This window comes from Pseudomonas sp. JUb52 (assembly GCF_004341115.1).
Classification (GTDB): Bacteria; Pseudomonadota; Gammaproteobacteria; order Pseudomonadales; family Pseudomonadaceae; genus Chryseomonas; species Chryseomonas oryzihabitans.
In genome coordinates, this window is the sequence record NZ_SLYS01000018.1 from 40,782 (window position 1) to 66,917 (window position 26,136).

Annotated in this window: 22 protein-coding genes and 1 other RNA gene; 6 read left to right on the plus strand and 17 right to left on the minus strand. The window is 63.8% G+C overall.

Annotated features, from left to right (window positions below; genetic code table 11):
- Nucleotides 1–3: 3 nt before the first annotated feature.
- From glmM to ftsH, 3 genes are read right to left on the minus strand one after another with little or no spacing between them, the layout of a single operon-like run.
- The gene (gene glmM, locus EC839_RS22185; protein WP_007162653.1) at nt 4–1,341 is read right to left on the minus strand and encodes a phosphoglucosamine mutase; all 1,338 of its coding nucleotides are present in this window, start codon (nt 1,339–1,341) and stop codon (nt 4–6) included.
- The gene (gene folP / locus EC839_RS22190; protein WP_039976381.1) at nt 1,341–2,204 is read right to left on the minus strand and encodes a dihydropteroate synthase; all 864 of its coding nucleotides are present in this window, start codon (nt 2,202–2,204) and stop codon (nt 1,341–1,343) included. Before folP ends, glmM begins: the two co-directional genes overlap by 1 nt.
- 7 nt (nt 2,205–2,211) lie before the next feature.
- Nucleotides 2,212–4,128 (minus strand): ATP-dependent zinc metalloprotease FtsH, encoded by a 1,917-nt coding sequence (ftsH, locus tag EC839_RS22195; protein ID WP_007162655.1) that lies wholly within the window; start codon nt 4,126–4,128, stop codon nt 2,212–2,214.
- A 548-nt stretch (nt 4,129–4,676) separates the two neighbouring features.
- On the opposite strand from ftsH, the gene EC839_RS22200 reads away from it, so the two are divergent.
- The gene (locus tag EC839_RS22200; protein WP_007162656.1) at nt 4,677–4,988 is read left to right on the plus strand and encodes a YhbY family RNA-binding protein; all 312 of its coding nucleotides are present in this window, start codon (nt 4,677–4,679) and stop codon (nt 4,986–4,988) included.
- On the opposite strand, the gene EC839_RS22205 is transcribed toward EC839_RS22200, so the two are convergent.
- From EC839_RS22205 to grpE, 9 genes are all read right to left on the minus strand, one after another.
- The gene (locus tag EC839_RS22205; protein ID WP_007162657.1) at nt 4,976–5,428 is read right to left on the minus strand and encodes a hypothetical protein; all 453 of its coding nucleotides are present in this window, start codon (nt 5,426–5,428) and stop codon (nt 4,976–4,978) included. The two genes, EC839_RS22200 and EC839_RS22205, sit on opposite strands and share 13 nt — an antisense overlap.
- The gene (greA, locus tag EC839_RS22210) at nt 5,406–5,882 is read right to left on the minus strand and encodes a transcription elongation factor GreA (RefSeq protein WP_007162658.1); all 477 of its coding nucleotides are present in this window, start codon (nt 5,880–5,882) and stop codon (nt 5,406–5,408) included. The genes EC839_RS22205 and greA overlap by 23 nt, the downstream gene beginning before the upstream one ends.
- Nucleotides 5,879–9,100 carry a carbamoyl-phosphate synthase large subunit gene (gene carB, locus EC839_RS22215; protein WP_007162659.1) on the minus strand — a complete coding sequence of 1,074 codons (3,222 nt, stop codon included), beginning with the start codon at nt 9,098–9,100 and terminating at the stop codon, nt 5,879–5,881. Before carB ends, greA begins: the two co-directional genes overlap by 4 nt.
- A gap of 21 nt (nt 9,101–9,121) precedes the next feature.
- Nucleotides 9,122–9,778 carry a leucine efflux protein LeuE gene (gene leuE / locus EC839_RS22220; protein WP_007162660.1) on the minus strand — a complete coding sequence of 219 codons (657 nt, stop codon included), beginning with the start codon at nt 9,776–9,778 and terminating at the stop codon, nt 9,122–9,124.
- A gap of 21 nt (nt 9,779–9,799) precedes the next feature.
- Complete coding sequence (carA, locus tag EC839_RS22225) at nt 9,800–10,936, minus strand: glutamine-hydrolyzing carbamoyl-phosphate synthase small subunit (RefSeq protein ID WP_007162661.1); 1,137 nt, start codon at nt 10,934–10,936, stop codon at nt 9,800–9,802.
- 176 nt (nt 10,937–11,112) lie between these two features.
- A complete protein-coding gene (dapB, locus tag EC839_RS22230; RefSeq protein WP_007162662.1) occupies nt 11,113–11,919 on the minus strand; it encodes a 4-hydroxy-tetrahydrodipicolinate reductase in 807 nt (268 codons plus the stop codon).
- A 54-nt stretch (nt 11,920–11,973) separates the two neighbouring features.
- Nucleotides 11,974–13,107: a molecular chaperone DnaJ gene (gene dnaJ / locus EC839_RS22235; RefSeq protein ID WP_007162663.1), complete on the minus strand. Its 1,134-nt coding sequence runs from the start codon at nt 13,105–13,107 to the stop codon at nt 11,974–11,976.
- Between the two features lie 112 nt (nt 13,108–13,219).
- Nucleotides 13,220–15,148: a molecular chaperone DnaK gene (dnaK, locus tag EC839_RS22240; protein ID WP_007162664.1), complete on the minus strand. Its 1,929-nt coding sequence runs from the start codon at nt 15,146–15,148 to the stop codon at nt 13,220–13,222.
- Between the two features lie 93 nt (nt 15,149–15,241).
- Nucleotides 15,242–15,805 (minus strand): nucleotide exchange factor GrpE, encoded by a 564-nt coding sequence (grpE, locus tag EC839_RS22245; RefSeq protein WP_007162665.1) that lies wholly within the window; start codon nt 15,803–15,805, stop codon nt 15,242–15,244.
- Nucleotides 15,806–15,971: 166 nt separating this feature from the next.
- Between grpE and recN the strand changes: the two genes are divergently transcribed.
- Nucleotides 15,972–17,639, plus strand: coding sequence for a DNA repair protein RecN (recN, locus tag EC839_RS22250; protein WP_007162666.1), 1,668 nt, complete (start codon nt 15,972–15,974; stop codon nt 17,637–17,639).
- 63 nt (nt 17,640–17,702) lie between these two features.
- On the opposite strand, the gene fur is transcribed toward recN, so the two are convergent.
- A complete protein-coding gene (gene fur, locus EC839_RS22255) occupies nt 17,703–18,107 on the minus strand; it encodes a ferric iron uptake transcriptional regulator (protein ID WP_007162667.1) in 405 nt (134 codons plus the stop codon).
- A gap of 94 nt (nt 18,108–18,201) precedes the next feature.
- Here fur and EC839_RS22260 point away from each other — a divergent pair, with 94 nt between their 5' ends.
- Nucleotides 18,202–18,738 (plus strand): outer membrane protein assembly factor BamE, encoded by a 537-nt coding sequence (locus tag EC839_RS22260; RefSeq protein ID WP_007162668.1) that lies wholly within the window; start codon nt 18,202–18,204, stop codon nt 18,736–18,738.
- Nucleotides 18,739–18,745: 7 nt separating this feature from the next.
- Here the strand turns inward: EC839_RS22260 and EC839_RS22265 are convergent, their stop codons facing one another.
- Entirely contained in the window at nt 18,746–19,051 is a 306-nt protein-coding gene (locus tag EC839_RS22265; protein ID WP_007162669.1) for an RnfH family protein, read from the minus strand.
- Nucleotides 19,044–19,478 (minus strand): type II toxin-antitoxin system RatA family toxin, encoded by a 435-nt coding sequence (locus EC839_RS22270; RefSeq protein ID WP_007162670.1) that lies wholly within the window; start codon nt 19,476–19,478, stop codon nt 19,044–19,046. Before EC839_RS22270 ends, EC839_RS22265 begins: the two co-directional genes overlap by 8 nt.
- Nucleotides 19,479–19,650: 172 nt before the next feature.
- On the opposite strand from EC839_RS22270, the gene smpB reads away from it, so the two are divergent.
- Together smpB and ssrA are read left to right on the plus strand one after the other, a co-directional pair.
- Entirely contained in the window at nt 19,651–20,127 is a 477-nt protein-coding gene (gene smpB, locus EC839_RS22275; protein ID WP_007162671.1) for an SsrA-binding protein SmpB, read from the plus strand.
- Between the two features lie 81 nt (nt 20,128–20,208).
- Nucleotides 20,209–20,561, plus strand: a transfer-messenger RNA (tmRNA) gene (ssrA, locus tag EC839_RS22280).
- Between the two features lie 45 nt (nt 20,562–20,606).
- Here the strand turns inward: ssrA and ssb are convergent.
- A complete protein-coding gene (ssb, locus tag EC839_RS22285; RefSeq protein WP_007162672.1) occupies nt 20,607–21,167 on the minus strand; it encodes a single-stranded DNA-binding protein in 561 nt (186 codons plus the stop codon).
- 25 nt (nt 21,168–21,192) lie between these two features.
- Nucleotides 21,193–22,581 (minus strand): MFS transporter, encoded by a 1,389-nt coding sequence (locus EC839_RS22290; RefSeq protein WP_007162673.1) that lies wholly within the window; start codon nt 22,579–22,581, stop codon nt 21,193–21,195.
- A gap of 269 nt (nt 22,582–22,850) precedes the next feature.
- On the opposite strand from EC839_RS22290, the gene uvrA reads away from it, so the two are divergent.
- Entirely contained in the window at nt 22,851–25,685 is a 2,835-nt protein-coding gene (uvrA, locus tag EC839_RS22295) for an excinuclease ABC subunit UvrA (protein ID WP_007162674.1), read from the plus strand.
- Nucleotides 25,686–26,136 lie beyond the last annotated feature (451 nt).

Sequence of the window (26,136 nt, forward strand, 5' to 3'; positions counted from 1 at the left end):
AAATCAAGCACATACCTCGGTTATCAACTGCGCCAGGGCTTCCGCATGGGCCCGCACCTCTCGTTCGTTCTCACCCTCGACCATGACCCGCAACAGCGGCTCGGTCCCGGATTTGCGCAGCAGCACCCGCCCCTTGCCGGCCATCTTCTCGGTCACCTCGGCACTGGCCTGCTTGACCCGTGGATGCTCCAGGGGATCCTGGCCGCCACCGAATCTCACGTTGATCAGCACCTGCGGGCACTTGCGCAGCGCCATGCGCGCCTGGGCCAGGGTCTGGCCGGCATTGCGCAGGGCGATCAGCACCTGCAGCGCAGCGATGGTGGCATCGCCGGTGGTGGTGTACTGGCAGCAGACCACGTGCCCGGAATTCTCGCCACCCAGTACCCAGTTGCGCTCCAGCAGTTCGGCCATCACATAGCGATCCCCGACCTTGGCGCGTACGAAGGGAATATCCAGCTCGGCCAGGCCCAGCTCGAGACCGAGATTGCTCATCAGGGTACCCACCACCCCACCCTCGAGGCGGCCGCGGCGCTTGAGGTCGCGTGCGATGAGATAGAGCAGCTCGTCGCCATCGACCGCCGCCCCGGTGTGATCCACCATCAGCACCCGGTCGCCGTCGCCATCGAAGGCGATGCCAATGTCGGCATGCTGGTCGAGCACTGCCTGCTGCAACCCTTCCAGGTGAGTGGAGCCGCAATCTTTGTTGATGTTGAGCCCGTCCGGCTGCACGCCCAGCACGCTGACGTCCGCCCCCAGTTCGCGGAAGACGCTGGGCGCGATCTTGTAGGTGGCGCCATTGGCGCAATCCAGCACGATCTTCATGCCGGCGAAGCTGGTCCCGGTGGGCACGCTGCTCTTGCAGAACTCGATGTAGCGACCGGCGGCATCATTGATGCGCGAGACCTTGCCGATACGCGCCGAGTCGACCACGGTCATGGGCGTATCGAGCAGTTCCTCGATCATGGTCTCGAGTTCATCGGGCAGCTTGGTGCCGGCGCCGGAAAAGAACTTGATGCCATTGTCGTAGTAGGGATTGTGTGACGCACTGATGACGATGCCGGCGCTGGCCTGGAAGGTCCGGGTCAGGTAGGCGATCCCCGGCGTGGGCATGGGACCGAGCAGCATGACGTCGGCACCGGCGGCGGACAGCCCGGCTTCCAGTGCCGATTCGAACATGTAGCCCGAGTTGCGGGTGTCCTTGCCGACCAGCACCCGGCAACCACCGCGGCTGCGAAAGGCGATACCGGCCGCCCAGCCCAGCTTGAGCATGAAATCCGGGGTGATGGGATACGTCCCGACCTTGCCGCGAATGCCATCGGTTCCAAAATACTTTCTTGCCATCAGTTCTGTTCCTGCCTGAAGCCTTCGACTGCGGTGATCATCTTCACCACGTCCACCGTTTCCGCCACATCATGGACCCTGAGAATCTGCGCACCCTTGGCCAGTGCCAGCGCCGCCAGAGCCAGACCACCCGCCAGACGACCTTCCACGGGCTGCCCGGTGACCGCGCCGATCATGCTCTTGCGCGAGACACCTACCAGCAAGGGTAGCCCAAAGGCGAGCAACTCGGCCTGTCGCCTGAACAGTTCGAGGTTGTGCTCGAGGGTCTTGGCGAAGCCATAGCCCGGATCCAGCACCAGCCGCTGGCGAGAGATGCCGACCGCTTCGCAGCGGGCGACCTGCTCGGCGAGAAAGGCGCCCACCTCGCCTGCAACATCGGCATAAACAGGCGCCTGCTGCATGGTGCCGGGCTCGCCGCGCATGTGCATCAGGCAGATCGCCAGATCGGTCGCGGCCGCCGTCTCGAGGGCGCCGGGCCGACGCAGCGAGCGCACGTCATTGATCAGACCGGCACCCGCCCTGGCGCCTTCGCGCATGACCGCGGGCGTGGAGGTATCCATGGAAATCACGACATCGAGCTCGCGGGCGATTGCCTCGATCACCGGCACGACCCGATCGAGTTCTTCCGCTTCGGATACCGCGGGCGCCCCCGGGCGCGTGGACTCGCCCCCGACATCGATGATGGCCGCACCCGCCGCTACCATCCCCTCCGCATGGCGCAGGGCGCTCTCGACCGCCGTATAGCGACCACCATCGGAAAAGGAGTCGGGGGTGACGTTGAGGATGCCCATGACTTTGGGCGCGTCAAAAACAAGAACCCGATTGCCGCAAGGCAATCGGGTCGAAGGAAGCGGATTGAACATGGGTGTTTCAGTGTTCTCCGGCTGGACCACCGATGGGGGTTTCCGGACGATCGCTACCACTCTGCGGCGCCGGAGCGTCACCAGTGGGACCGCCACGGTCATGCCAGTCACGCGGCTCACGCGGGACCTTGCCGGCCATGATGTCGTCGATCTGATCGGAATCGATGGTCTCGTACTTCATCAGGGCATCGGCCATGAGTTCGAGCTTGTCGCGGTTCTCGTCCAGCAGGCGCTTGGCCGTGCTATAGCAGTCGTCGATGATCCGGCGGATTTCCAGGTCGATCTGCTTGGCGGTCTCGCCCGACATGTTGCCGGCGCCGCCACCACCCGAGCGACCCAGATAGCCTTCGTTCTCTTCCTCGCCATACAGCAGCGGGCCGAGCTTCTCAGACAGGCCCCATTTGGTGACCATGTTCCGCGCCAGGGAGGTCGCGCGCATGATGTCGTTGGAGGCGCCAGTGGTCACCCCCTCGAAGCCCAAGGTCATCTCCTCGGCGATACGACCGCCGAACAGCGAGCAGATCTGGCTTTCCAGCGCGCGCTTGGACAGGCTGTAGCGATCCTCCTCGGGGAGGAACATGGTCACGCCCAGAGCGCGACCGCGGGGAATGATGGAGACCTTGTAGACCGGATCGTGTTCGGGCACCAGGCGACCGACGATGGCGTGACCCGCCTCGTGGTAGGCCGTGTTGCGCTTCTCTTTCTCGGACATGACCATGGTCTTGCGCTCGGCGCCCATCATGATCTTGTCCTTGGCCAGTTCGAACTCACGCATGTCGACGATGCGCTTGTTGGCACGGGCGGCGAACAACGAAGCCTCGTTGACCAGGTTGGCCAGATCGGCACCGGAGAAACCCGGGGTACCGCGGGCGATGACGCCGGCGTCGACGCGCTCGCCGACCGGCACCTTGCGCATGTGCACCTTGAGGATCTGCTCGCGACCGCGGATGTCCGGCAGACCGACCACCACCTGGCGGTCGAAGCGACCGGGACGCAGCAGGGCGGGGTCGAGGACGTCCGGACGGTTGGTGGCGGCGATGACGATGATGCCATCGTTCATCTCGAAGCCATCCATCTCCACCAGCAACTGGTTCAGGGTCTGCTCGCGCTCGTCGTGACCACCGCCCATGCCATTGCCACGGTGGCGACCGACCGCATCGATCTCGTCGATGAAGATGATGCAGGGCGCGTGCTTCTTGGCCTGGTCGAACATGTCACGGACACGGCTGGCGCCGACACCGACGAACATCTCGACGAAGTCCGAACCGGAAATGGTGAAGAAAGGTACCTTGGCTTCGCCCGCCACGGCCTTGGCCAGCAGCGTCTTGCCGGTACCCGGCGAGCCGACCATCAGCACGCCACGGGGAATGCGGCCGCCCAGACGCTGGAACTTGCCCGGATCGCGGAGGAATTCGACCAGTTCGGTAACCTCTTCCTTGGCTTCGTCGCAACCGGCGACGTCGGCGAAGGTGGTCTTGACCTGGTCTTCCGACAACAGTCGCGCCTTGCTCTTGCCAAAGCTCATGGGACCGCCGCGACCGCCGGCGCCTCCCTGCATCTGGCGCATGAAGAACATGAACACGGCGATGATCACCAGGATCGGGAAGCTGGCCACCAGCAACTGAGTCCAGATGCTCTGCTGCTCGGGCTGCTTACCGGTGATGGTGACGCTGTTGTTGACCAGGTCGCCGATCAGGCCATTGTCCTGGATCGCCGGACGGATGGTCTTGAAGGGATCGCCATCACGATGCTTGCCGGTGATGACATAGCCATCCACGGTCACGCTCTCGATCTGCCCGTCCTTCACCTGCTGGATGAAGTCGGAGTAGTTGAGCGTCTGGGGTTCGTTGGGGCTGGAGAAGTTGTTCATCACGGTGACGAGCACCGCGGCGATGATCAGCCACAGGATCAGATTCTTTGCCATGTCGTTCAATTGACTACCCTCTGCGCCGGTTTCGTGGGTAAACCGTTCGAAGCGAAACCGGCAGTGACCGGTAAGTTACTACACAAAGCCTGGCCCACGGCAGACATCGTCTGTAACGCTATATGAGTCTTCTGCCTTTGACTCTAGGGCAAGACAGACGTTGCGGCCATCAATTCTCTCAATTGCCCCTAAAACCGCGACCTAATAGAGATTGCTGGCGCGATCTAGTCCCGCGACGCGGACGGCGGCGCCAGAGCCCTGCTCGAAGGCCTCACGCCATCTTCGTCTCGCAGCCCCCTGGATCGCTCCATCGCACTCAGCTCGCTCATATGGGGGCCCCACGGAAAATAACAAGGCCTTTCAGCGCTTGCGCCGAAACCTTCCTGGCGCACCGACTTGACCGGAGGGTCGTCGCGGTGTTCCTTGAGCCGACACGACAGGCGTTGCCGGGCGCGCGGGCATGCCTGGCTCGCTGGTAAGTTTTCGCGTATCGCTGGGCGGCACGTGGCAGCTGGGATAAACTGTCCGGCTTTTATTCGGGGTGAATTATGGCGCTCAACAACGAGCTTAAAAAGCGGTTCAAGGCGATCGGTCATCAACTCAAGCCGGTGGTCACCATCAGCGAGAACGGCCTGAGCGAAGGCGTGCTGGGCGAACTCGACCGCGCGCTGAACGATCATGAACTGATCAAGATCAAGCTGGCCGTCACGGAGCGGGAAGACCGCCGGGCCCTGATCGACGAGCTGTGCGTGTCGAGCAAGGCGGAGCTGGTACAGGTCATCGGCAAGATGGCGCTGATCTACCGCAAGGCGCGCGAGCAGAATCGCAATCTGTCCAACGTGGTGCGCTATACCGTCTGATTGCCCGGCGCACGCCCGGGAACGGGCTGCAGCACCAGGATCAGACCGCAGAGCAGCAGGACCAGGTAGCCGGCCAGAGCGGTCGGCCCGGTCCAGAAGCGCGCCAGTTCGTTCTGCAGCAGCACAGCCAGGGCACTGGCCAGCAGCAGCTGGCCGCGCAGATCACGCCACAGGGCGCCCACGCCTGCCCACCACACCAGTACCACGATCTGGGTAAAGACCCCACCGCCTGCGGCGCTGAGCATCATGCGCAGCAATTCTTCACGCCCGGACTGGATCAGCAGCGGCGCCCAGCCCGCCTGGGCGAGCGCCACGGGGATGCACAGGTGCAGGGCGATCAGCGGGCCGACCCAGAACACCTGGGCCAGCTGCCAGGCTGCAGCGAGCAGCCTGGCGAGCCAGCCTCCGGCGCGACGATCAGACGTGACGGACGGCGACAATTTCGTATTCGACATCGCCACCCGGGGTCTTCACCAGCACCACGTCCCCTTCTTCCTTGCCGATCAGGGCGCGGGCGATGGGCGAACCCACCGACAGCTTGCCCTGCTTGATGTCCGCCTCGTCGTCACCGACGATCTGATAGGTCACGGTCTCGTCTGTCTCGGTGTTGGCGATCTCCACGGTGGTGCCGAAGATCACCTTGCCGGTGTGCGGCAGGGCGGTCACGTCGATCACCTGGGCATTCTGCAGGCGCCCTTCGATATCGCGGATCCGCGCCTCGACCATGCCCTGCTGTTCGCGGGCGGCGTGGTACTCGGCGTTCTCCTTGAGGTCACCCAGCTCACGCGCTTCGGCGATGGCCTGGGTGATCTGCGGACGCAGCTCGGTCTTGAGGTGCTTGAGCTCGTCCTCCAGGGCACGGGCGCCCTGGACGGTCATGGGGTACTTGGTCATGCCTTAACTCCTGCATGCAGATCTTGCAGCCGGCGCACGGTCTTCTCGGCGCCGAATTTCAAAGCTTCGCAAATGGCCTGGCCGCCGGCAATGGTGGTGGTGCAGCACAGCTTGTGCTGCAGCGCATTGCGGCGAATGGAATAGGAATCGGCGATGGACTGCCGGCCTTCGGTGGTGTTGATGATCAGGGTGACTTCGTCGTTCTTGATCATGTCGACCACATGGGGACGGCCTTCGGTCACCTTGTTCACGCGACGCACCGGCAGACCGGCCGCCTCGATCACCCGCGCGGTACCGGCAGTGGCCACGACCTCGAAGCCCAGACCGACCAGATCGCGGGCGACCTGCACGGCTTCGGGCTTGTCGTCGTCACGCACGCTGATAAAGGCGCAACCGGAGTTCGGCAGGATCTCGTTGGCACCCAGCTGGGCCTTGGCGAAGGCTTCGCCGAAGCTGTCGCCGACACCCATCACCTCGCCGGTGGACTTCATCTCCGGGCCGAGGATGGGGTCGACGCCGGGGAACTTGTTGAAGGGGAAGACCGCTTCCTTGACACTGAAGAACGGCGGAATGATCTCTTGGGTGAAGCCGACTTCGGCCAGGGTCTTGCCGGCCATGACCCGGGCGGCCACCTTGGCCAGGGACTCGCCGATGCACTTGGAGACGAAGGGCACGGTACGGGAGGCGCGCGGGTTGACCTCGATGACGTAGATGTCTTCGCCCTGCACGGCCATCTGCACGTTCATCAGACCGATCACACCGAGCTCCAGGGCCATCTTCTTGACCTGCTCGCGAATCTCGTCCTGGATGTGCTTGGGCAGCGAATAGGGCGGCAGCGAGCAGGCGGAGTCACCGGAGTGCACGCCGGCCTGTTCGATGTGCTGCATGATGGCGCCGATCACCACGGTCTGGCCGTCGCACACCGCGTCCACGTCCACCTCGATGGCGCAGTTGAGGAAGTGGTCGAGCAGCACGGGGCTGTCGTTGGACACCTTCACCGCTTCGCGCATGTAGCGCTTGAGTTCTTCTTCCTGGTAGACGATCTCCATCGCCCGGCCGCCCAGCACGTAGGAGGGACGCACCACCATCGGATAGCCGATGTTCTTGGACAGGGCCAGGGCCTCGTCTTCGCTGCGCGCCGTGGCGTTGGCCGGCTGGCGCAGGTTCAGGCGCTGCACCATCTGCTGGAAGCGCTCGCGGTCTTCGGCACGGTCGATGGCGTCGGGGCTGGTGCCGATGATGGGCACACCGGCCTCTTCCAGGGCACGGCAGAGCTTGAGCGGGGTCTGGCCGCCGTACTGGACGATGACGCCCTTGGGCTGCTCGACACGGACGATCTCCAGCACGTCCTCCAGGGTCACCGGCTCGAAGAACAGGCGGTCGGAGGTGTCGTAGTCGGTGGAGACGGTTTCCGGGTTGCAGTTGACCATGATGGTTTCAAAGCCGTCTTCACGCATGGCCAGGGCCGCGTGCACGCAGCAGTAGTCGAACTCGATGCCCTGGCCGATGCGGTTGGGACCGCCGCCGAGGATCATGATCTTGTCGCGACCGCTGGGCTTGGCCTCGCACTCTTCCTCGTAGGTGGAGTAGAGGTAGGCGGTGTCGGTGGCGAATTCGGCGGCGCAGGTATCCACCCGCTTGTACACCGGCAGCACCTTGAGCTTGTGGCGGTGGGCACGCAGGTTCTTCTCGGTGACGCCGAGCAGCTTGGCCAGGCGCGCATCGGAGAACCCCTTGCGCTTGAGCTTGCGCATCAGGTCGTAGTCGAGGTCGGCCAGACCCAGGGTCTTGATGCGCTCCTCGTCCTTGATCAGGTCTTCGATCTGCACCAGGAACCAGGGATCGATGCGGGTCAGCTCGAAGACCTTGTCCAGGCTGTAGCCCTGACGGAAGGCGTCGCCGATGTACCAGATGCGATCGGCGCCCGGCACGGTCAGCTCGCGCTTGAGGGTGCCGTCGGCTTCGGGATCGGCCGGATCCAGCTTGGGATCGAAGCCGACCACGCCGACTTCCAGGCCACGCAGGGCTTTCTGCAGGGATTCCTGGAAGGTACGACCGATGGACATGACCTCGCCCACGGATTTCATCTGGGTGGTCAGACGGGCATCGGCCTTGGGGAATTTCTCGAAGGCGAAGCGCGGGATCTTGGTGACCACGTAGTCGATGGCCGGCTCGAAGGATGCCGGGGTACGACCGCCGGTGATGTCGTTCTGCAGCTCGTCCAGGGTATAGCCGACCGCCAGCTTGGCGGCGATCTTGGCGATGGGGAAGCCGGTGGCCTTGGAGGCCAGCGCCGAGGAACGCGACACCCGCGGGTTCATCTCGATCACCACCATGCGCCCGGTGTTGGGGCAGATGCCGAACTGGACGTTGGAGCCGCCGGTCTCGACGCCGATCTCGCGCAGCACCGCCAGGGAGGCGTTGCGCATGATCTGGTATTCCTTGTCGGTCAGCGTCTGGGCCGGGGCCACGGTGATGGAGTCACCGGTGTGCACGCCCATGGGATCGAAGTTCTCGATGGAGCAGACGATGATGCAGTTGTCCTTCTTGTCGCGGACCACCTCCATCTCGTATTCCTTCCAACCGATCAGGGATTCGTCGATCAGCAGCTCGTTGGTCGGCGACAGGTCCAGACCGCGGGTGCAGATTTCCTCGAATTCTTCGCGGTTGTAGGCGATGCCGCCACCGGTGCCACCCATGGTGAAGCTCGGCCGGATGATGCAGGGGAAGCCGACCTTCTCCAGCACACCGTAGGCTTCTTCCATGCTGTGGGCGATACCCGAGACCGGGCAGGCCAGGCCGATGTCCTTCATGGCCTTGTCGAAGCGCGAACGGTCCTCGGCCTTGTCGATGGTGTCGGCGTTGGCGCCGATCATCTCGACACCGAATTTCTCCAGCACGCCGTGACGCTCCAGATCCAGGGCGCAGTTCAGCGCGGTCTGGCCACCCATGGTCGGCAGCAGGGCGTCGGGGCGTTCCTTCTCGATGATCTTGGCCACGGTGGCCCACTTGATGGGCTCGATGTAGGTGGCGTCGGCCATCGACGGGTCGGTCATGATGGTGGCCGGGTTGGAGTTCACCAGGATGACGCGGAAGCCTTCCTCGCGCAGGGCCTTGCAGGCCTGGGCGCCGGAATAGTCGAACTCGCAGGCCTGGCCGATGACGATGGGGCCGGCCCCGAGGATCAGGATGCTCTTGATGTCTGTACGCTTAGGCATGGGCTTCTCGAATGCAGGTAATCAGGTCAGGGTCGCGGTGGCCAGCTTCACACCGAACCCCACGAACAGGGCGCCGACGCCACCGGTGGCGCCCGCGCTGAGGCGACGCCGCTGACGGAACCAGGCCGCCAGGCGAACGCCGCAGAAAATCAGGAACGACAGGTAGCAGAAGCTGATCGCTTCCAGCACCGCGCCCAATACCAGGAAGGACAGCGCCGGATGGGCGTAACCGGGGTCCACGAACTGGATGAAGAAGGAAACGAAGAACAGGATCGCCTTCGGGTTCGACAGGCTCAGCAGCAGCGCCTTGCGGAACGGCTGGTGGACGTCTTCGCGCAGGGTCGCCTCGGCCTGGCCCTGGGCCGGGCTGCGCCAGGACTTGAGTCCACCGCGCAACATGCCCCAGCCGAGGTAGAACAGGTACGCCGCGCCCAGATACTTGAGGATCTGGAAGAACAGCGGCTCGGCCTTGAGCAGCGAGGCGACGCCCAGCGCCGAGAGCAGCATCAGCACGGCGTCACCGAGGAACACGGCCGAGGCCGCCTGGTAACCGCTGCGAATGCCGCGCTGGGCACTGGTGGCCAGCACGAAGAAGGAATTGGGGCCGGGCAACAGGATGACGAACAGGGTCCCGACCACGTAGGTCCAGAAGTCGATGACACCCAGATTCGCCAGCATGAGCGCTACCCTCCTCCCGTCTTAGCGGCGTGCCGCCATGGCCTGGATGAACTTGTCGAACAGCGGTGCCACGTCGTGCGGGCCAGGGCTCGCCTCGGGGTGACCCTGGAAGCTGAAGGCGACCTTGTCGGTACGCTCGATGCCCTGCAGGGTGCCGTCGAACAGCGACTTGTGGGTGGCCCGCACATTGGCCGGCAGGCTGGCTTCGTCCACGGCGAAACCGTGGTTCTGGCTGGTGATCATCACCACGCCGCTGTCGAGATCCTGCACCGGATGGTTGGCGCCGTGGTGACCGTTGGGCATCTTCACCGTCTTGGCGCCGGAAGCCAGGGCCAGCAACTGGTGGCCCAGGCAGATGCCGAACACCGGAATCTCGGTTTCCAGGACGTCCTGGATCGCCTTGATGGCGTAGTCGCACGGCTCGGGATCGCCCGGGCCGTTGGCCAGGAAGATGCCGTCGGGTTGCAGCGCCAGGGCTTCGCTGGCCGGGGTCTGGGCCGGCAGCACGGTGATGCGGCAGCCACGGGCCACCAGCATGCGCAGGATGTTCAGCTTGACGCCATAGTCGAAGGCCACCACGTGATAGGGCAGCTGCTCGGCCGGGATCTCGGCGTGGCTGTCGGTGTCCAGCGACCAGACGCCCGAGCGCCACTCGTAGCGCTCCTTGACGCTGACTTCCTTGGCCAGGTCCATGCCCTTGAGGCCTGGGAAGGCGCGAGCCAATTCCAGGGCGCGCTCCTCGGTGGCGTCTTCGCCGGTGAGGATGCAGCCATCCTGAGCACCCTTCTCGCGGAGGATGCGGGTCAGTCGACGGGTGTCGATGCCGGCGATGGCGATGGTGCCGTTCTCCTTGAGATAGTCCGGCAGCGATTGCTTGTTGCGCCAATTGCTGGCCAGCAGCGGCAGATCGCGGATGATCAGCCCGGCGGCCCACACCTGGGCGGCCTCGCCATCCTGCGGCGTGGTGCCGGTGTTGCCGATGTGCGGATAGGTCAGGGTGACGATCTGCTTCGCATAGGAAGGATCGGTCAGGATTTCCTGGTAGCCGGTCATGGCGGTGTTGAACACCACTTCGCCGACCGTGTGGCCGTCGGCACCGATGGATTCACCGCGAAAGATGCTGCCATCGGCAAGTGCGAGTATGGCTGGCTTAGTCAAGAAGACCTCCGAAAATCAAGCCTTGGCGGGCAAACGCAGGGTGCAAAAAAACGGGATGACATCTCGAAGAGTCATCCCGTTTTAATGTTGTGATTTCATTCTGCGCTAGCTTTTAGTGGATACACTAAAGCTGCATTGTACACGAATTGATCACGACTGGCACCCCCGCAAGGCGATCAGCGCAACTCCAGCACGTCCTGCATGTCATATAGCGCCGGCTGTTTGTCCTTGAGCCAGAGGGCCGCGCGCACCGCGCCCTTGGCGAAGGTCATGCGGCTGGAGGCCTTGTGGGTGATCTCGACCCGCTCGCCTTCGCTGGCGAACAGCACCGTGTGATCGCCCACCACGTCGCCCGCGCGCACGGTGGCGAAGCCGATGGTCTGGCGGTCACGGGCACCGGTCTGACCTTCGCGGCCATAGACGGCCACTTCTTCAAGGTCACGACCCAGCGCCTGGGCAACGACCTCGCCCATGCGCAGGGCGGTCCCCGAGGGCGCATCGACCTTGTGCCTGTGGTGCGCCTCGATGATCTCGATGTCGACCTCGTCACCCAGCACGCGGGCGGCGGTGTCCAGCAGCTTGAGGCAGAGATTGACGCCGACGCTGAAGTTGGCGGCGAAGACGATGGGAATTTCCTTGCTCGCTTCCAGCAGGGTCAGCTTCTGCTCGGCGGTGAAGCCGGTGGTGCCGATCACCATGGCCTTCCTGGCCTTGCGGCAGAGCGCCAGATTCTGCAGGGTCACGTTGGGATGGGTGAAGTCGATGAGCACATCGAAATCATCCAGCACCCGCGCCAGATCGCCCGACAGCATCACCCCGTTGCGGCCGATACCGGCGAGTTCGCCGGCGTCGGCACCTACCAGACTGCTTTCCGGGCGATCCACCGCAGCGGTGAGACCGGCAGCGCCCTGGGTCTGCTGGACCGCTTCGATCAGGGTCTTGCCCATGCGCCCCGCGGCGCCCATTACAGCTATACGTCGCATCATCAGCTCCAGGCTGCTGGCCGGGCGCCGCCTCGCGACGGCGCCCCTGCCGGTTTAGAGGTCGTCGAAGAAGCGCTTCATGCCATCGAACCAGCCACTGGCCCGGGGCGAATGGGAGCTGTCGCTCTGCAAGGTGTTGCGGAATTCCTCGAGCAGCTCGCGCTGGCGCCGGCTCAGGTTGACCGGGGTCTCCACCACCACCTTGCACATCAGGTCGCCGGCGCCACCACCGCGCACGGGCGTCACGCCCTTGCCGCGCAGGCGGAACATCTTGCCGGTCTGGGTGCCCTCGGGGATCTTCAGTTTGACGCGGCCGTCCAGGGTCGGCACTTCCAGTTCGCCACCCAGGGCGGCGTCGGTGAAGTTGATCGGCACCTCGCAATAGAGGTGCTTGCCATCGCGCTGGAAGATCGAGTGCTCGCGCACATTGACCACGACATAGAGGTCGCCGCTGGGGCCACCCAGGGTCCCCGCCTCGCCTTCGCCGGTCAGGCGGATGCGGTCGCCGGTGTCGACGCCCGCGGGCACCTTGACCGACAGGGTCTTCTGCTCTTCCACGCGCCCCTGACCATGACAGGCGTTGCAGGGCTCGGGAATGATCTTGCCGCTGCCGTGGCAGCGCGGGCAGGTCTGCTGGACCGAGAAGAAGCCCTGCTGCATGCGTACCTGGCCGATGCCACCGCAGGTGGGGCAGGTGGACGCCGAGGTACCCGGTTTGGCGCCATTGCCATCGCAGACCTTGCACTCGACCAGGGTGGGCACGCGAATGGTGACCGTGGTCCCGCGCACCGCCTCTTCCAGATCCAGGTCCAGGGTGTAGCGCAGGTCGGCACCGCGTTGCGGGCCGCCACGACCACCGGCACCACCGCGTCCACCAAAGAAGTCGCTGAAGACGTCGCCGAAGATGTCGGAGAAGCTCGCGCCACCCGCCGCGCCACCGAAACCGCCGCCGCCCATGCTCGGATCGACGCCAGCATGGCCGTACTGGTCGTAGGCCGAGCGCTTGCCCGCATCGGACAGCACTTCGTAGGCCTCGGCGGCCTCCTTGAACTGCTCTTCGGCAGCCGCGTCCCCCGGATTGCGATCCGGGTGGTATTTCATCGCCAGGCGTCGGTAGGCCTTCTTGAGCTCGGCTTCGCTGGCGCCGCGCTCGACCCCGAGCACCTCATAGTAATCACGTTTGGCCATAGACTTTCTGCACCTTAAATTTTCTCACCCTCCAGACACGCCAACGCGGGAGCAGGCTCCCGCGTGGCGGATCCGACAGGCCGAAGCCCGTCAGGTGCGGTAAGCACGGGGCTTACTTGTTGTCCTTCACTTCCTCGAACTCGGCATCGACCACGTCGTCGCCGGGCTTCTTGGCATCACCGTCCGCCTTGGCCGAGGCGCCTTCGGCACCGGCGCCAGCGCCCTGCTCGGAATAGAGCTTCTGGGCCAGCGGCGCGGAGGCCTGGGACAGGGCATTCATCTTGGCTTCGATGGCGTCTTTGTCATCACCGCGTACGGCGGTTTCCAGTTCGCCAATGGCCTTCTCGATGGTGCTCTTCTCTTCCGCGGTGGCCTTATCACCCGCCTCGGTCAGCATCTTGCGGGTACCGTGCACCAAGGCATCGCCCTGGTTGCGGGCCGCGGCCAGCTCTTCGAACTTGCGATCCTCGTCGGCATTGGCCTCGGCGTCACGCACCATCTGCTGAATCTCTTCCTCGGACAGACCGGAGGACGCCTTGATGACGATGGACTGCTGCTTGCCGGTGGCCTTGTCCTTGGCGGACACGTTGAGGATACCGTTGGCGTCGATGTCGAAGGTCACCTCGATCTGCGGTACGCCACGCGGCGCCGGCGGGATCTCGGCCAGGTCGAACTTGCCCAGCGACTTGTTCTGCGCGGCCTGCTTGCGCTCGCCCTGCAGCACGTGGATGGTCACGGCGCCCTGGTTGTCGTCGGCGGTGGAGAACACCTGCGACTTCTTGGTCGGGATGGTGGTGTTCTTCTCGATCAGCGCGGTCATCACGCCACCCATGGTCTCGATGCCCAGGGTCAGCGGGGTGACGTCCAGCAGCAGCACGTCCTTGACGTCACCGGCCAGTACGGCGCCCTGGATGGCGGCACCGATGGCGACGGCTTCGTCCGGGTTGACGTCCTTGCGCGCTTCCTTGCCGAAGAAGTCGGCGACGCGCTTCTGCACCAGCGGCATGCGGGTCTGACCGCCCACCAGGATGACCTCGTGAATGTCGGAGACGTCCAAACCGGAGTCCTTCAGCGCCGTGCGGCACGGCTCGATGGTGCGCTCGACCAGCTCTTCCACCAGGGACTCCAGCTTGGCGCGGGAGACCTTGACGTTCAGGTGCTTGGGACCGCTGGCATCGGCGGTGATGTAGGGCAGGTTGACGTCGGTCTGGGTAGCCGAGGACAGCTCGATCTTGGCCTTCTCGGCAGCTTCCTTCAGGCGCTGCATGGCCAGCGGGTCACCCTTGAGGTTCATGCCGCTTTCTTTCTTGAATTCCTCGACGAGGTAGTCGATCAGGCGAATGTCGAAGTCTTCGCCGCCCAGGAAGGTGTCGCCGTTGGTGGCCAGCACCTCGAACTGATGCTCACCGTCGACCTCGGCGATCTCGATGACCGAGACGTCGAAGGTACCGCCGCCCAGGTCATAGACGATCACGGTGTGGTCGCCCTTGGCCTTGTCCAGGCCATAGGCCAGGGCAGCCGCGGTGGGCTCGTTGATGATGCGCTTGACGTCCAGACCGGCGATGCGACCGGCATCCTTGGTGGCCTGGCGCTGGCTGTCGTTGAAGTAGGCCGGGACGGTGATGACCGCTTCGGTCACGGCTTCGCCCAGGTAGTCCTCGGCGGTCTTCTTCATCTTCTTCAGGACTTCGGCAGACACCTGCGGCGGCGCCATCTTCTGGCCCTTGGCCTCGACCCAGGCGTCACCGTTGTCCGCCTTGACGATCTTGTAGGGGACCATCTGGATGTCTTTCTGCACGACGTTTTCTTCATAACGCCGACCGATCAGACGCTTGACCGCGTACAGGGTGTTCTGCGGATTGGTCACCGCCTGGCGCTTGGCCGGCTGGCCAACCAGGGTCTCGCCATCGTTGGTGTAGGCGATGATGGACGGCGTGGTACGGGTGCCTTCGGCGTTTTCCAGTACCTTGACGTTGCCGTTTTCGAGGATCGCGACGCAGGAGTTGGTGGTCCCCAGGTCGATACCGATGATCTTGCCCATGTAGTCTTCTCCAGAAATCTCAGATTCCGCGCGGCCCGCTCAGGGGGCCTTTGATGTTCGCTTGCCTACCAGATGGGGCCGAGCGAAAGAATTTCAAGCCTTTTCGTCGATGCTCGGCTGCTGCGCTGCAGGTGCCTTGCTGACTACCACCATCGCCGGCCGCAGCAGGCGACCATTGAGCAGATAGCCCTTTTGAAACACCTTGAGCACGCTGCCCGGCTCGGCGGTGGCGCTCTCCTCCATGGCCATGGCCTGATGGTGTTCCGGATTGAAGGGCGCGCCGTGGGGATCGACGGCCTCGACCTGATAGCGCTTGAGGGTGTCCTGCAGCATCTTCAGGGTCAGCTCCATGCCTTCGCGCATGGGCTTCAAGGTCTCGTCGGTGGCGTTGGACAGTTCCAGGCCACGCTCCAGACTGTCGAGCACCGGGAGCAGGTCGCCGGCGAATTTTTCCAGGGCGAACTTGTGCGCCTTCTCCACATCCTGCTCGGCGCGACGACGCACGTTCTGCAGTTCGGCGACGCTGCGCAGCGACTGGTCCTGGGCCGCGGCAAGCTGCTCTTCGAGCGTGGCGACGCGGGCGGCGAGATCCTCGTGCTGGACGTCGCCCTGGGCGGCTTCGTGCTCGGGGGTCTGGGAGTTCTGTTCGTCGGCCATGGAGTCCTCCTGTGATATTGCCGGTGGGCGCGCCCTCTAATGGGCATCGCCTTGATCGATGGCGCCTATATGGGGCCGCCGGCCGGCGCTTCAAGAGCTGTATGGATTGCCAGTGCCGGAGAGGCACTGTATAAACAACCAGAAAACCGCCTTCGGAGATCGTCGCATGCTGGTGCATCTGTCCGTCCGCAATTACGCCATCGTCGAACACCTCGACCTCGACCTCGAGCGCGGCATGACCGTGATCACCGGCGAAACCGGCGCCGGCAAGTCCATCATGCTGGACGCCCTCGGCCTCACGCTGGGCGATCGCGCCGACAGCGATGCGGTCAGACCCGGCGCCGACAAGGCCGATGTCCTGGCCAGCTTCGATACCACCGATATCCCCGAAGCGCGCCAGTGGCTCGCCGAGCGCGACCTGGAGCAGGACGGCCCCTGCCTGCTGCGCCGCGTCATCACCCGCGAAGGGCGCTCGCGTGGCTATATCAATGGCTCGCCCTGCCCGCTGGCCGATCTCAAGACCCTCGGCGGCCTGCTGATCGATATCCACAGCCAGCACGAGCACCAGTCGCTGCTCGGTCTCGACACCCATCGCCGCCTGCTGGACGAATACGCCGGCGCCGGCGAACTGGTCCGCCAGGTGCAGCTCGCGGCCCAGCGCTGGCGTCAGGTGCGCCAGACCCTGGAACGCCTGACCCGCAACGGCGACGAGCAACGGGCCCGTCATCAGTTGCTCAGCTACCAGCTCGAAGAACTCGACAACCTCGCCCTGGCCGAGGGCGAGTTGCAGGCCCTGGAGCAGGAGCAGAGCGATCTGGCGAGTGCCGAGCACATCCTGTTGGCCTGCCGCCAGGCCATGGACCTCTGTACCGAAAACGAGCAGGGCAATGCCCTGTCGGCGCTCAATGCCAGCGTGGCGCGCCTGACCGCCTTCGACCGCCCGCCGGCGCAGATCCAGGAGGCCAGCAACCTGCTCGCCTCCGCCCAGATCCAGATCGAGGAGGCGATGAACGAACTCAATCGCTTCGTCGATCATTTCGAAGCCGACCCGGAGCGCCAGCAGGCGGTGCAGGAGCGCCTGGACAGCGTCTACAGCCTTGCCCGCAAGCACCGGGTCCAGCCCGAGGCCCTGCTGGAGCTGCACGAGCAGCTGCGCAACGAACTGCAATCCCTGGACGCCGACGACGTCGCCCTGGAGCGCCTGCAGGAAGAACTGACGGCCTTCGAGCGCCACTACCAGGAGAAGGCCGGCGAATTGAGTCGTCTGCGCGAGCAACGGGCGCCGGAGCTCGCCGCCGCGGTCGAGACCGAGATGCAGCGCCTGGGCATGCCGGGTGGCCGCTTCAGCATCACCCTCACGCCAGGCAGTACCGGCGAACCCCAGCCGCTGGGTAACGAGGGCGTCGAATTCCGCGTCAGCGCCAACCCGGGCCAGCCGCTGCGCCCGCTGGCCAAGGTCGCCTCCGGCGGTGAACTGTCGCGTATCAGCCTGGCCATCCAGGTCATCACCGCCCAGACCTCGCGCACACCCACCCTGGTGTTCGACGAGGTGGACGTGGGTATCGGCGGCCCCACCGCCGAGGTGGTCGGCCAGCTGTTGCGGCAACTGGGCGAGCGGGGCCAGGTGCTGACGGTGACCCACCTGCCCCAGGTGGCGGCCCAGGGTCATCAACACCTGTTCGTGCACAAGGAGCGCGGCACCGACGAGACGCGCACCGCGGTGGCCAAGCTCGACCGTGCACGGCGCGTGGAAGAGGTGGCGCGCATGCTGGGTGGTGTCGACCTGACCCGTGAATCCCTGGCCCACGCTCGCAAGCTGGTGGTGAGCCGCTAGACGCAGGCAGCCACCGGACATGAAAAAGGCGACTCGAAGGTCGCCTTTTTCATGTCCGGGTCTTCACTTGCGCTGGCGGATGTACAGCACCAGGTTGTGATCGACCAGTTCGAAACCATGCTCTTCGACGATCTCGCGCTGACGCTTTTCGATCGAGGCATCGGTGAACTCGATGACTTCGCCGGTATCCACATCCACCATGTGATCATGGTGGCCGGTGTCGGCCAATTCGAACACGGCATGGCCGCCGTCGAAATTGTGGCGCACCACCAGGCCGGCCGCTTCGAACTGGGTGAGGACCCGATAGACCGTTGCCAGCCCCACGTCCTCGCCCGCTTCCATGAGCGCCTTGTAAACGTCTTCGGCGCTCATGTGGCGCTGCTCGGTGGTGTCCAGCATCTGCAATATCTTGACGCGCGGCAGGGTCACTTTCAGACCCGCTTTGCGGAGTTCGTTGTTCTCTACCATGCTCTTTCTCGGTGCCGAGTGCTTTCGCAGCCCTCGGGAATACGGGTATGATCGGTGCTTCGTTGCCCAGCAAGATAGTGGAAGTCTCCCACCGATGCAAAACCTCAAGCAAACGCTGACCGGGCTCTCTCTGATGGGCCTAGCCATGCTCGCCGGCTGCTCTCTGCCGGGGGTTTACAAGATCGACATCCAACAGGGCAACGTCGTCACCCAGGACATGATAGACCAGTTGCGCCCCGGAATGACCCGACAACAAGTCCGGTTTATCATGGGTTCGCCGCTGATCCAAGACACCTTCCATCCCAATCGCTGGGACTATCTGTACAGCCTGCAAGCCGCCGGCGGTCAGCGTAAGCAGGAGCGTGTCAGCCTGGTGTTCAACGGCGACAATCAACTGAGCGGCCTGGCCGGCGACTTCATGCCCGGCACCAGCCGCGAACAGCAGATCATGGGTACCGACAGCGGCACCACCGTGGATCCCACCACCCCGGCGCAACCCTCGGCACCCGCGGCCGTACCGGAAACGCCAGCCGTACCCGGTTCGACCGAAGACAACATCCAGAAAGAGATCGACAGCGCCCGTCCGGCCGTCGTGCCGACTCCCGATCGCATCCGCACCGACGGACAGTGATCTCTGGCTAGAGGCCAGTCCTGGACCTGGCCTTTTCCGCGCGCCGCTTGCGACTTTCCTTGGGGTCCGCAAGCAGCGGGCGATAGATCTCCACCCGGTCACCCGCCATCAGCCTGCGCTCGCTCGGCTTGGCTACCAGCTTGCCAAAGATGCCGACCCGAAAGGCTTCGCGCTGTTCGGGTGGGAACTGCTCGAGCAACCCCGACGCCCGCACCGCCTGCTCGACCGTGGCGCCCTCTTCGAGCTGCAGACTCAACAGCCATTGCCGCTCCGGCAACGCCAGCGCCACCTCGATGGCGAGACACTCAGCCATAGAGGGCTCGAGCACGCTGGCAGAAGGCATCCACCATGGTGTTGGCCGCCTGATTGAACAACGGACCCAGGGTCGCGCGGACGATGGCGCTGTCGTATTCGAAGGACAGATCCAGGGAAATCTTGCAGGCCTTGTCGCCCAGCGCCTTGAACGTCCAGACGCCATGCAGCTGCTTGAAGGGACCCTTTTCCAGATCCATGGTGATGGACTCGTCCGGCACCAGGGTGTTGCGGGTCGTGAACTGCTGGCTGAGACCACCCTTGGCCACGGTGAGACCGGCGCGCATCAGGCCTTCGTCCTGCTCCAGGATCTCGGCGGACGAGCACCACGGCAGGAACTCCGGATAACGGTCCACGTCATTAACCAGCGCATAGAGTGCTGAAGCAGGATAGGGCAGCAACGCCGAACGTTGGATGTGCGTGCTCATCGGAACCTCGTAGAATAGCGAAATCGGTGTCGGACCTTGAATTTGAGGGCGGCGCACGCATTTTACTCCCGCACCAGCCTGCCGCAGTCCAGAACCGCGGTATTGTCCGTGTTTGCTCATACCCGCTCAAGCGCGTGGCGACATTTCCCCTGACTCGCTGTACCCTGGAATCATGGCCAAGCAAAAGAAAGTCTCCCCCGGCAGCATCGCGCAGAACAAAAAGGCGCTTCACGAATACTTCGTCGACACCCGCTTCGAGGCGGGTGTCTCCCTGGCAGGTTGGGAGGTCAAGAGCCTGAGAGCCGGCAAGGCGCAGCTGACCGACAGCTATGTGCTGCTCAAGGACGGCGAAGCCTGGCTGCTGGGCAGCCACATCACCCCGCTGCAGACCGCCAGCACCCACGTCATCGCCGACCCGACCCGCACCCGCAAGTTGCTGCTCAACAAGCGCGAGCTGGGCAAGCTGTTTGGCGCCGTGCAGCAGAAGGGCTACGCCTGCGTCGCCCTGTCGCTCTACTGGAAAAAGCACCTGGTCAAGTGCGAGATCGCGCTGGCCAAGGGCAAGAAGGAATTCGACAAGCGCGCGACCGAGCGCGAGCGCGATTCCGACCGCGAGATCCAGCGCGCCATCCGCAAGGACGCCAAATAGCCAAGCGGCCGAAAAACGTTTCGTCAGCAATGACTTGCGTCGGACGGCCGGAATTTCTATAGTGAACGACCAGCAAGTTTTGGGGGCGATTAGGATTCGACGCCGGTAACGAAACTTGAGGGGCATGCCGAGCTGGTAGCAGAACTCGTAAATTCGCTGCTGCAAACTTATAGTTGCCAACGACGACAACTACGCTCTAGCTGCTTAATGCGGCTAGCAGTCGCTAGGGGATGCCTGTAAACCCGAAACGACTGTCAGATAGAACAGGATCGCCGCCAAGTTCGCTGTAGACGTAACGGCTAAAACTTATACAGCTCGCCCAAAGCACCCTGCCCGTCGGGCCGCAATGGGTTAACTCAGTAGACAGGGCTAAGCATGTAGAACCGATAGCGGAGAGCTGGCGGACGGGGGTTCAAATCCCCCCGCCTCCACCAAAAAGAAAGGGCAGCCACTGGCTGCCCTTTTTCTTTGCACGTCGTTTAAAACGGGATGTCGTCGTCGAAGCTGTCGTAGTCCTGCTGAGCCGGCTGCTGCTGCGGACGGGACTGCGGCTGCTGCTGGGGACGGCTGTTGCCGTTGCCGCCATTGCCACCGTTGTCATACTGGGGTGCCGACTGCTGCGGACGGGGGGCACGCTGCTGCTGGGGCGCAGGCGCGCTCTGGTTGTATTCATCGTTGCCACCGGCATTGCCGCCACGGCCACCCAGCAACTGCATGTTGCCGTTGATGTCGACCACGATTTCGGTGGTGTAGCGATCCTGACCGTCCTGGCCCTGCCATTTGCGGGTACGCAAAGTGCCCTCGACATAGACCTGGGAGCCCTTGCGGATGTACTCGCCGGCGATCTCGGCGAGACGCCCGAAGAACACCACGCGGTGCCATTCGGTGCGGTCCTGCTGCTGACCGGTCTGCTTGTCCTTCCAGCTTTCGCTGGTGGCCAGGGTGACGTTGGTCACCGCATTGCCGTTGGGCATGTAACGGGTTTCGGGATCGGCGCCGGCATTGCCGACGAGGATGACTTTATTGACGCCACGGGCCATATGAATCTCCTGATGAGGCTGTCGATCAAGCGGCGACCGGTGTTTGACTAACCAGTCGCTCCAATTGCGCCCGATCGACGATTTTAGTATCGATCTTGATGTAGACGGCCTGCTCTTCCGCCACCACTACCGCATCGGTCACTCCGGCCAGGGCCAACAGGCGTTCGACCAATCCCTGGTCGTTGACTAGCGCGGGCGTAACCGGCAAACGCAGACTGGTGACATAGGGCGGTTCCCGCATCGTACCAGCTACCACCGCCCATACCAGGCAAAGCGCCGCACAACCCAGGAAGACGGTGGACAGGCCACCATGCTGGAACAGCCAGCCTCCGAGGATACCGCCCAACGCGGAACCAAGGAACTGACTGGTGGAATAGATCCCCATGGCGGTGCCCTTGCCACCAGCCGGGGCCACCTTGCTCACCAGCGACGGCAGCGAGGCTTCCAGCAGGTTGAAGGCGGTAAAGAACACCACGATGCCGATGACCAGGGCCACCAGGCTGCTGCTGAAGAAAAAGAAGTACAGCTCGCACAGCACCAGCACACTGATGGCGCCCACCAGCACGCGCTTCATGCGCCGCTTCTTTTCACCATAGATGATGAAGGGGACCATGGCGAAGAAGCCGACCACCAGCGCGGTGAGATAGACCCACCAGTGCTCTTCCTTGGGCAGCCCGGCATGTTCCGCCAGGGCCAGCGGCAGGACGACGAAACTGGCCATCAGCACGGCATGCAGCGCCAGGATGCCGAAGTCCAGCCGCAGCAGGTCGCGATTGCGCAGGGTCGCGCCCAGCGCCTGGCGCGCCAGGTTCGACTCCCGATGGGCGAAGGGCGAAGCCTGGTGCGGCACCAGGAACAGCACGATCAGCAAGCCGACCAGCGCCAGTCCGCAGGTGGCCCAGAACAGCCCGGCGAGACCATAGGCACGGGTCAGCAAGGGGCCGGCCACCATCGCCACGGCAAAGGACACGCCGATGCTCATTCCGATGGTGGCCATGGCCTTGGTGCGATGCTGCTCCCGGGTCTGATCCGACAGCAGCGCCATGATGGCGGCCGAAATGGCGCCGCCACCCTGGACGACACGCCCGGCGATGACGCCCCAGATCGAGTGGGCATTGGCGGCAATGGCGGCACCAAGGGCGAACACCAGCAGTCCACCAATGATGATGGGGCGTCGACCGATGCGATCGGACAGCGTCCCCAGGGGAATTTGCAGGACCGCCTGGGTCAAACCATAGGCACCTATGGCGAGGCCGATCAGCGCCGGGGTGGCATCCGCCAACTCCTGACCATAGGTCGCCAGGACCGGGAGCACCATGAACATACCGAGCATACGAAAGGCGAAGACCAGGGCCAGCCCGAGGGCGGCACGGCGTTCGACGCCGTTCATGGCTTCACTGCGCTTGTCGAGCATTGATAATCCTCTCGTCGGCGACAGGCTTTTACGTCGCCACACAGCTTTAAAACAGTCGTGACAATGACCATTTAGGGAGGAAGCGGTGAAGATAGCCGAGCGCTCGTCCGAACGTTCCCGACCGCCAGGATCACGAACGCCCGATCACCGCTGTCGGGCCGTTAATTTTACCAGCCTTACCCCCTCTCTCACAGGCGCGGCAGATAGCCGCAGCCCGGGACGAGACCTCTTTTCTAGTGAAGCGCCGCCAAAACGAGGCAGAAGTCTACGTGGATAAAATCCTCATCCGTGGGGCCCGCACCCATAATCTGAAGAACATCGACCTAACCCTTCCCCGGGACAAGCTCATCGTCATCACCGGACTGTCCGGCTCCGGCAAATCTTCGCTGGCGTTCGACACCCTCTATGCCGAAGGCCAACGCCGCTACGTGGAATCCCTGTCGGCCTACGCCCGCCAGTTCCTGTCGATGATGGAAAAGCCCGACGTGGACACCATCGAAGGGCTGTCGCCAGCGATTTCCATCGAGCAGAAGTCCACCTCGCACAATCCGCGCTCCACCGTGGGCACCATCACCGAGATCTACGACTATCTGCGTCTGCTCTATGCCCGCGTCGGTACGCCGCGTTGCCCGGAGCACGATGTACCCCTGGAAGCCCAGACTGTCAGCCAGATGGTCGACCAGGTGCTGGCCATGCCGGAAGGCCAACGATTGATGTTGCTCGCCCCCATCGTGCGCGAGCGCAAGGGTGAGCACCTGTCGGTATTCGAGGAGTTGCGTGCCCAGGGTTTCGTCCGCGTCCGCGTCAACGGGCGGCTGCACGAGATGGACGAGTTGCCCAAGCTCGACAAGCAGAAGAAGCACACCATCGAAGTGGTGGTGGATAGATTCAAGGTGCGCGAAGACCTCCAGCAGCGCCTGGCGGAATCCTTCGAGACGGCGCTGAAGCTGGCCGACGACATCGCCATCATCGCGCCCATGGAAGGCGAGCAGGTTGAGGAGATCGTCTTCTCCGCACGCTTCGCCTGCCCGATCTGCGGCTTCTCCATCGGCGAGCTGGAGCCCAAGCTGTTTTCCTTCAACAACCCCGCCGGCGCCTGCCCTACCTGCGACGGTCTGGGCGTGAAGCAATTCTTCGACGCCCGCCGGGTGGTCAACGAGGAGCTCAGCCTCAGCGAAGGCGCCATCCGCGGCTGGGACAGACGCAACGTCTATTACTTCCAGATGCTCGGCTCGCTGGCGAGTCACTATGGCTTCAGTCTCGACGCCCCCTTCAAGAGCCTCGACGACAAGCATCGCAAGGCGGTACTCAGCGGCTCCGGGCGCGAGAGCGTCAACTTCCGCTATCTCAATGACCGCGGCGACATCGTCAAGCGCGCCCACCCCTTCGAAGGCATCCTGCCGAATCTGGAGCGACGGTATCGCGAGACCGAATCCCAGAGCGTGCGCGAAGAGCTGGCCAAGTACCTGAGTACCCAGCACTGCCCGGACTGCAATGGCACCCGCCTGCGGCGCGAAGCGCGCCACGTCTGGGTCGGCGACAAGACCCTGCCGGCGGTCACCCGTCTGCCCGTGGGCGATGCCACCCAGTACTTCCAGGACCTGACCCTCAAGGGCCAGCGGCAGCAGATCGCCGACAAGATCCTCAAGGAGATCCGAGAGCGCCTGCAGTTCCTGGTCAACGTCGGCCTGGATTACCTGACCCTGGATCGCAGCGCCGACACCCTCTCCGGTGGCGAGGCGCAGCGTATCCGCCTCGCCAGCCAGATCGGCGCGGGCCTGGTGGGCGTCATGTACATCCTCGACGAACCCTCCATCGGCCTCCACCAGCGCGACAACGAGCGGCTGCTGGGCACCCTGACTCACCTGCGCGACCTGGGTAACACCGTCATCGTCGTCGAGCATGACGAGGACGCCATCCGCCTGGCGGACTATGTCATCGACATCGGCCCGGGCGCGGGGGTGCACGGTGGCCAGATCATCGCGGAAGGCACCCCGGACCAGGTCATGCGGCATCCCGACTCGGTCACCGGGCAGTACCTGTCGGGCCGCAAGAAGATCGTGGTGCCCGCCAAGCGCACGCCGCGGGACAAGAAGAAGCTGCTGAAGCTGAAGGGTGCCCGCGGCAACAACCTGCAGAACGTCAACCTGGAGATTCCGGTTGGTCTGCTGACCTGCGTGACCGGGGTCTCCGGCTCCGGCAAGTCGACCCTGATCAACAACACCCTCTTCCCGCTGACCGCCACGGCGCTCAATGGCGCGACGACCCTGGAAGTCGCTGCCCACGACAGCTTCGACGGCATGCAGCACCTGGACAAGGTGGTGGACATCGACCAGAGCCCCATCGGCCGGACTCCACGCTCCAACCCGGCGACCTATACCGGACTCTTCACTCCCATCCGCGAACTGTTTTCCGGCGTTCCGGAATCCCGCTCTCGCGGCTATACCCCGGGGCGCTTCTCCTTCAACGTCAAGGGTGGCCGCTGCGAAGCCTGCCAGGGCGATGGGGTCATCAAGGTGGAGATGCACTTCCTGCCGGACGTCTACGTCGCCTGCGACGTCTGCAAGGGCAAGAGATACAACCGCGAGACCCTGGAGGTGAAGTACAAGGGCAAGACCATCACCGAGGTCCTGGACATGACCATCGAGGAAGCCCATGCCTTCTTCGAGTCCATCCCTGCCCTGGCGCGCAAGCTGCAAACGCTGATTGATGTCGGCCTGTCCTATATCCGTCTCGGCCAGAGCGCCACGACGCTGTCAGGGGGTGAGGCTCAGCGTGTGAAGCTGGCCCGGGAGCTGTCCAAGCGCGATACCGGCAAGACGCTCTATATCCTCGACGAGCCCACCACCGGCCTGCACTTCGCCGATATCCAGCAATTGCTCGACGTGCTGCATCGACTGCGCGATCACGGCAATACCGTGGTGGTGATCGAGCACAACCTCGATGTCATCAAGACCGCCGACTGGCTGGTGGACCTCGGTCCGGAAGGCGGCTCCAAGGGTGGTCAGATCATCGCGACGGGTACACCCGAGGAGGTCGCGGCAAACAAGAAGTCCTATACCGGCCATTTCCTCAAGCCTTTGCTGGAACGTGACCGGGAATAAGCCCGAGCACCGACCTGAAGGTAAAAAGCCCGGCGTATGCCGGGCTTTTTTGTAGGTGACTCACTACTCTATCGCGGCCATGGGCCGCTCCTACGGTATGACTCCTTGTAGGAGCGGCCGCATCGGCGGACCACCATGGCCGCGATAGCCCGGCGCAGCCGGGCTGTTGTGGCTCTTAGGCTCTTGCAGGCTTAAGGCAGCACCCATCTGACAAGCCTGCGCCAAACTCCCCGCCGCACCGCTTCTAGTCCCCTCTCCCCCGGGAGAGGGCTAGGGTAAGGGCAACCTCAGCTACCTAGCTTAAGGCTTCCGCTGGCCTAGGCACCCTACCTCCCAGCCAAACTTTTCTCGCCCCAAAAGACAACACCCCCGCCAGAGTGATCTGAGCGGGGGTGCTGGGTGTTAGGCGCTTGACGATGACCTACTCTCACATGGGGAAGCCCCACACTAC

Bases quoted from the DNA above. Each gene is read 5' to 3' on its own strand.
- glmM (WP_007162653.1), bottom strand. From the start codon at position 1,341: ATGGCAAGAAAGTATTTTGGAACCGATGGCATTCGCGGCAAGGTCGGG.
- folP (WP_039976381.1), bottom strand. From the start codon at position 2,204: ATGTTCAATCCGCTTCCTTCGACCCGATTGCCTTGCGGCAATCGGGTT.
- ftsH (WP_007162655.1), bottom strand. From the start codon at position 4,128: ATGGCAAAGAATCTGATCCTGTGGCTGATCATCGCCGCGGTGCTCGTC.
- EC839_RS22200 (WP_007162656.1), top strand. From the start codon at position 4,677: ATGGCGCTCAACAACGAGCTTAAAAAGCGGTTCAAGGCGATCGGTCAT.
- greA (WP_007162658.1), bottom strand. From the start codon at position 5,882: ATGACCAAGTACCCCATGACCGTCCAGGGCGCCCGTGCCCTGGAGGAC.
- carB (WP_007162659.1), bottom strand. From the start codon at position 9,100: ATGCCTAAGCGTACAGACATCAAGAGCATCCTGATCCTCGGGGCCGGC.
- leuE (WP_007162660.1), bottom strand. From the start codon at position 9,778: ATGCTGGCGAATCTGGGTGTCATCGACTTCTGGACCTACGTGGTCGGG.
- dapB (WP_007162662.1), bottom strand. From the start codon at position 11,919: ATGCGACGTATAGCTGTAATGGGCGCCGCGGGGCGCATGGGCAAGACC.
- dnaJ (WP_007162663.1), bottom strand. From the start codon at position 13,107: ATGGCCAAACGTGATTACTATGAGGTGCTCGGGGTCGAGCGCGGCGCC.
- dnaK (WP_007162664.1), bottom strand. From the start codon at position 15,148: ATGGGCAAGATCATCGGTATCGACCTGGGGACCACCAACTCCTGCGTC.
- grpE (WP_007162665.1), bottom strand. From the start codon at position 15,805: ATGGCCGACGAACAGAACTCCCAGACCCCCGAGCACGAAGCCGCCCAG.
- recN (WP_007162666.1), top strand. From the start codon at position 15,972: ATGCTGGTGCATCTGTCCGTCCGCAATTACGCCATCGTCGAACACCTC.
- fur (WP_007162667.1), bottom strand. From the start codon at position 18,107: ATGGTAGAGAACAACGAACTCCGCAAAGCGGGTCTGAAAGTGACCCTG.
- EC839_RS22260 (WP_007162668.1), top strand. From the start codon at position 18,202: ATGCAAAACCTCAAGCAAACGCTGACCGGGCTCTCTCTGATGGGCCTA.
- EC839_RS22265 (WP_007162669.1), bottom strand. From the start codon at position 19,051: ATGGCTGAGTGTCTCGCCATCGAGGTGGCGCTGGCGTTGCCGGAGCGG.
- EC839_RS22270 (WP_007162670.1), bottom strand. From the start codon at position 19,478: ATGAGCACGCACATCCAACGTTCGGCGTTGCTGCCCTATCCTGCTTCA.
- smpB (WP_007162671.1), top strand. From the start codon at position 19,651: ATGGCCAAGCAAAAGAAAGTCTCCCCCGGCAGCATCGCGCAGAACAAA.
- ssb (WP_007162672.1), bottom strand. From the start codon at position 21,167: ATGGCCCGTGGCGTCAATAAAGTCATCCTCGTCGGCAATGCCGGCGCC.
- EC839_RS22290 (WP_007162673.1), bottom strand. From the start codon at position 22,581: ATGCTCGACAAGCGCAGTGAAGCCATGAACGGCGTCGAACGCCGTGCC.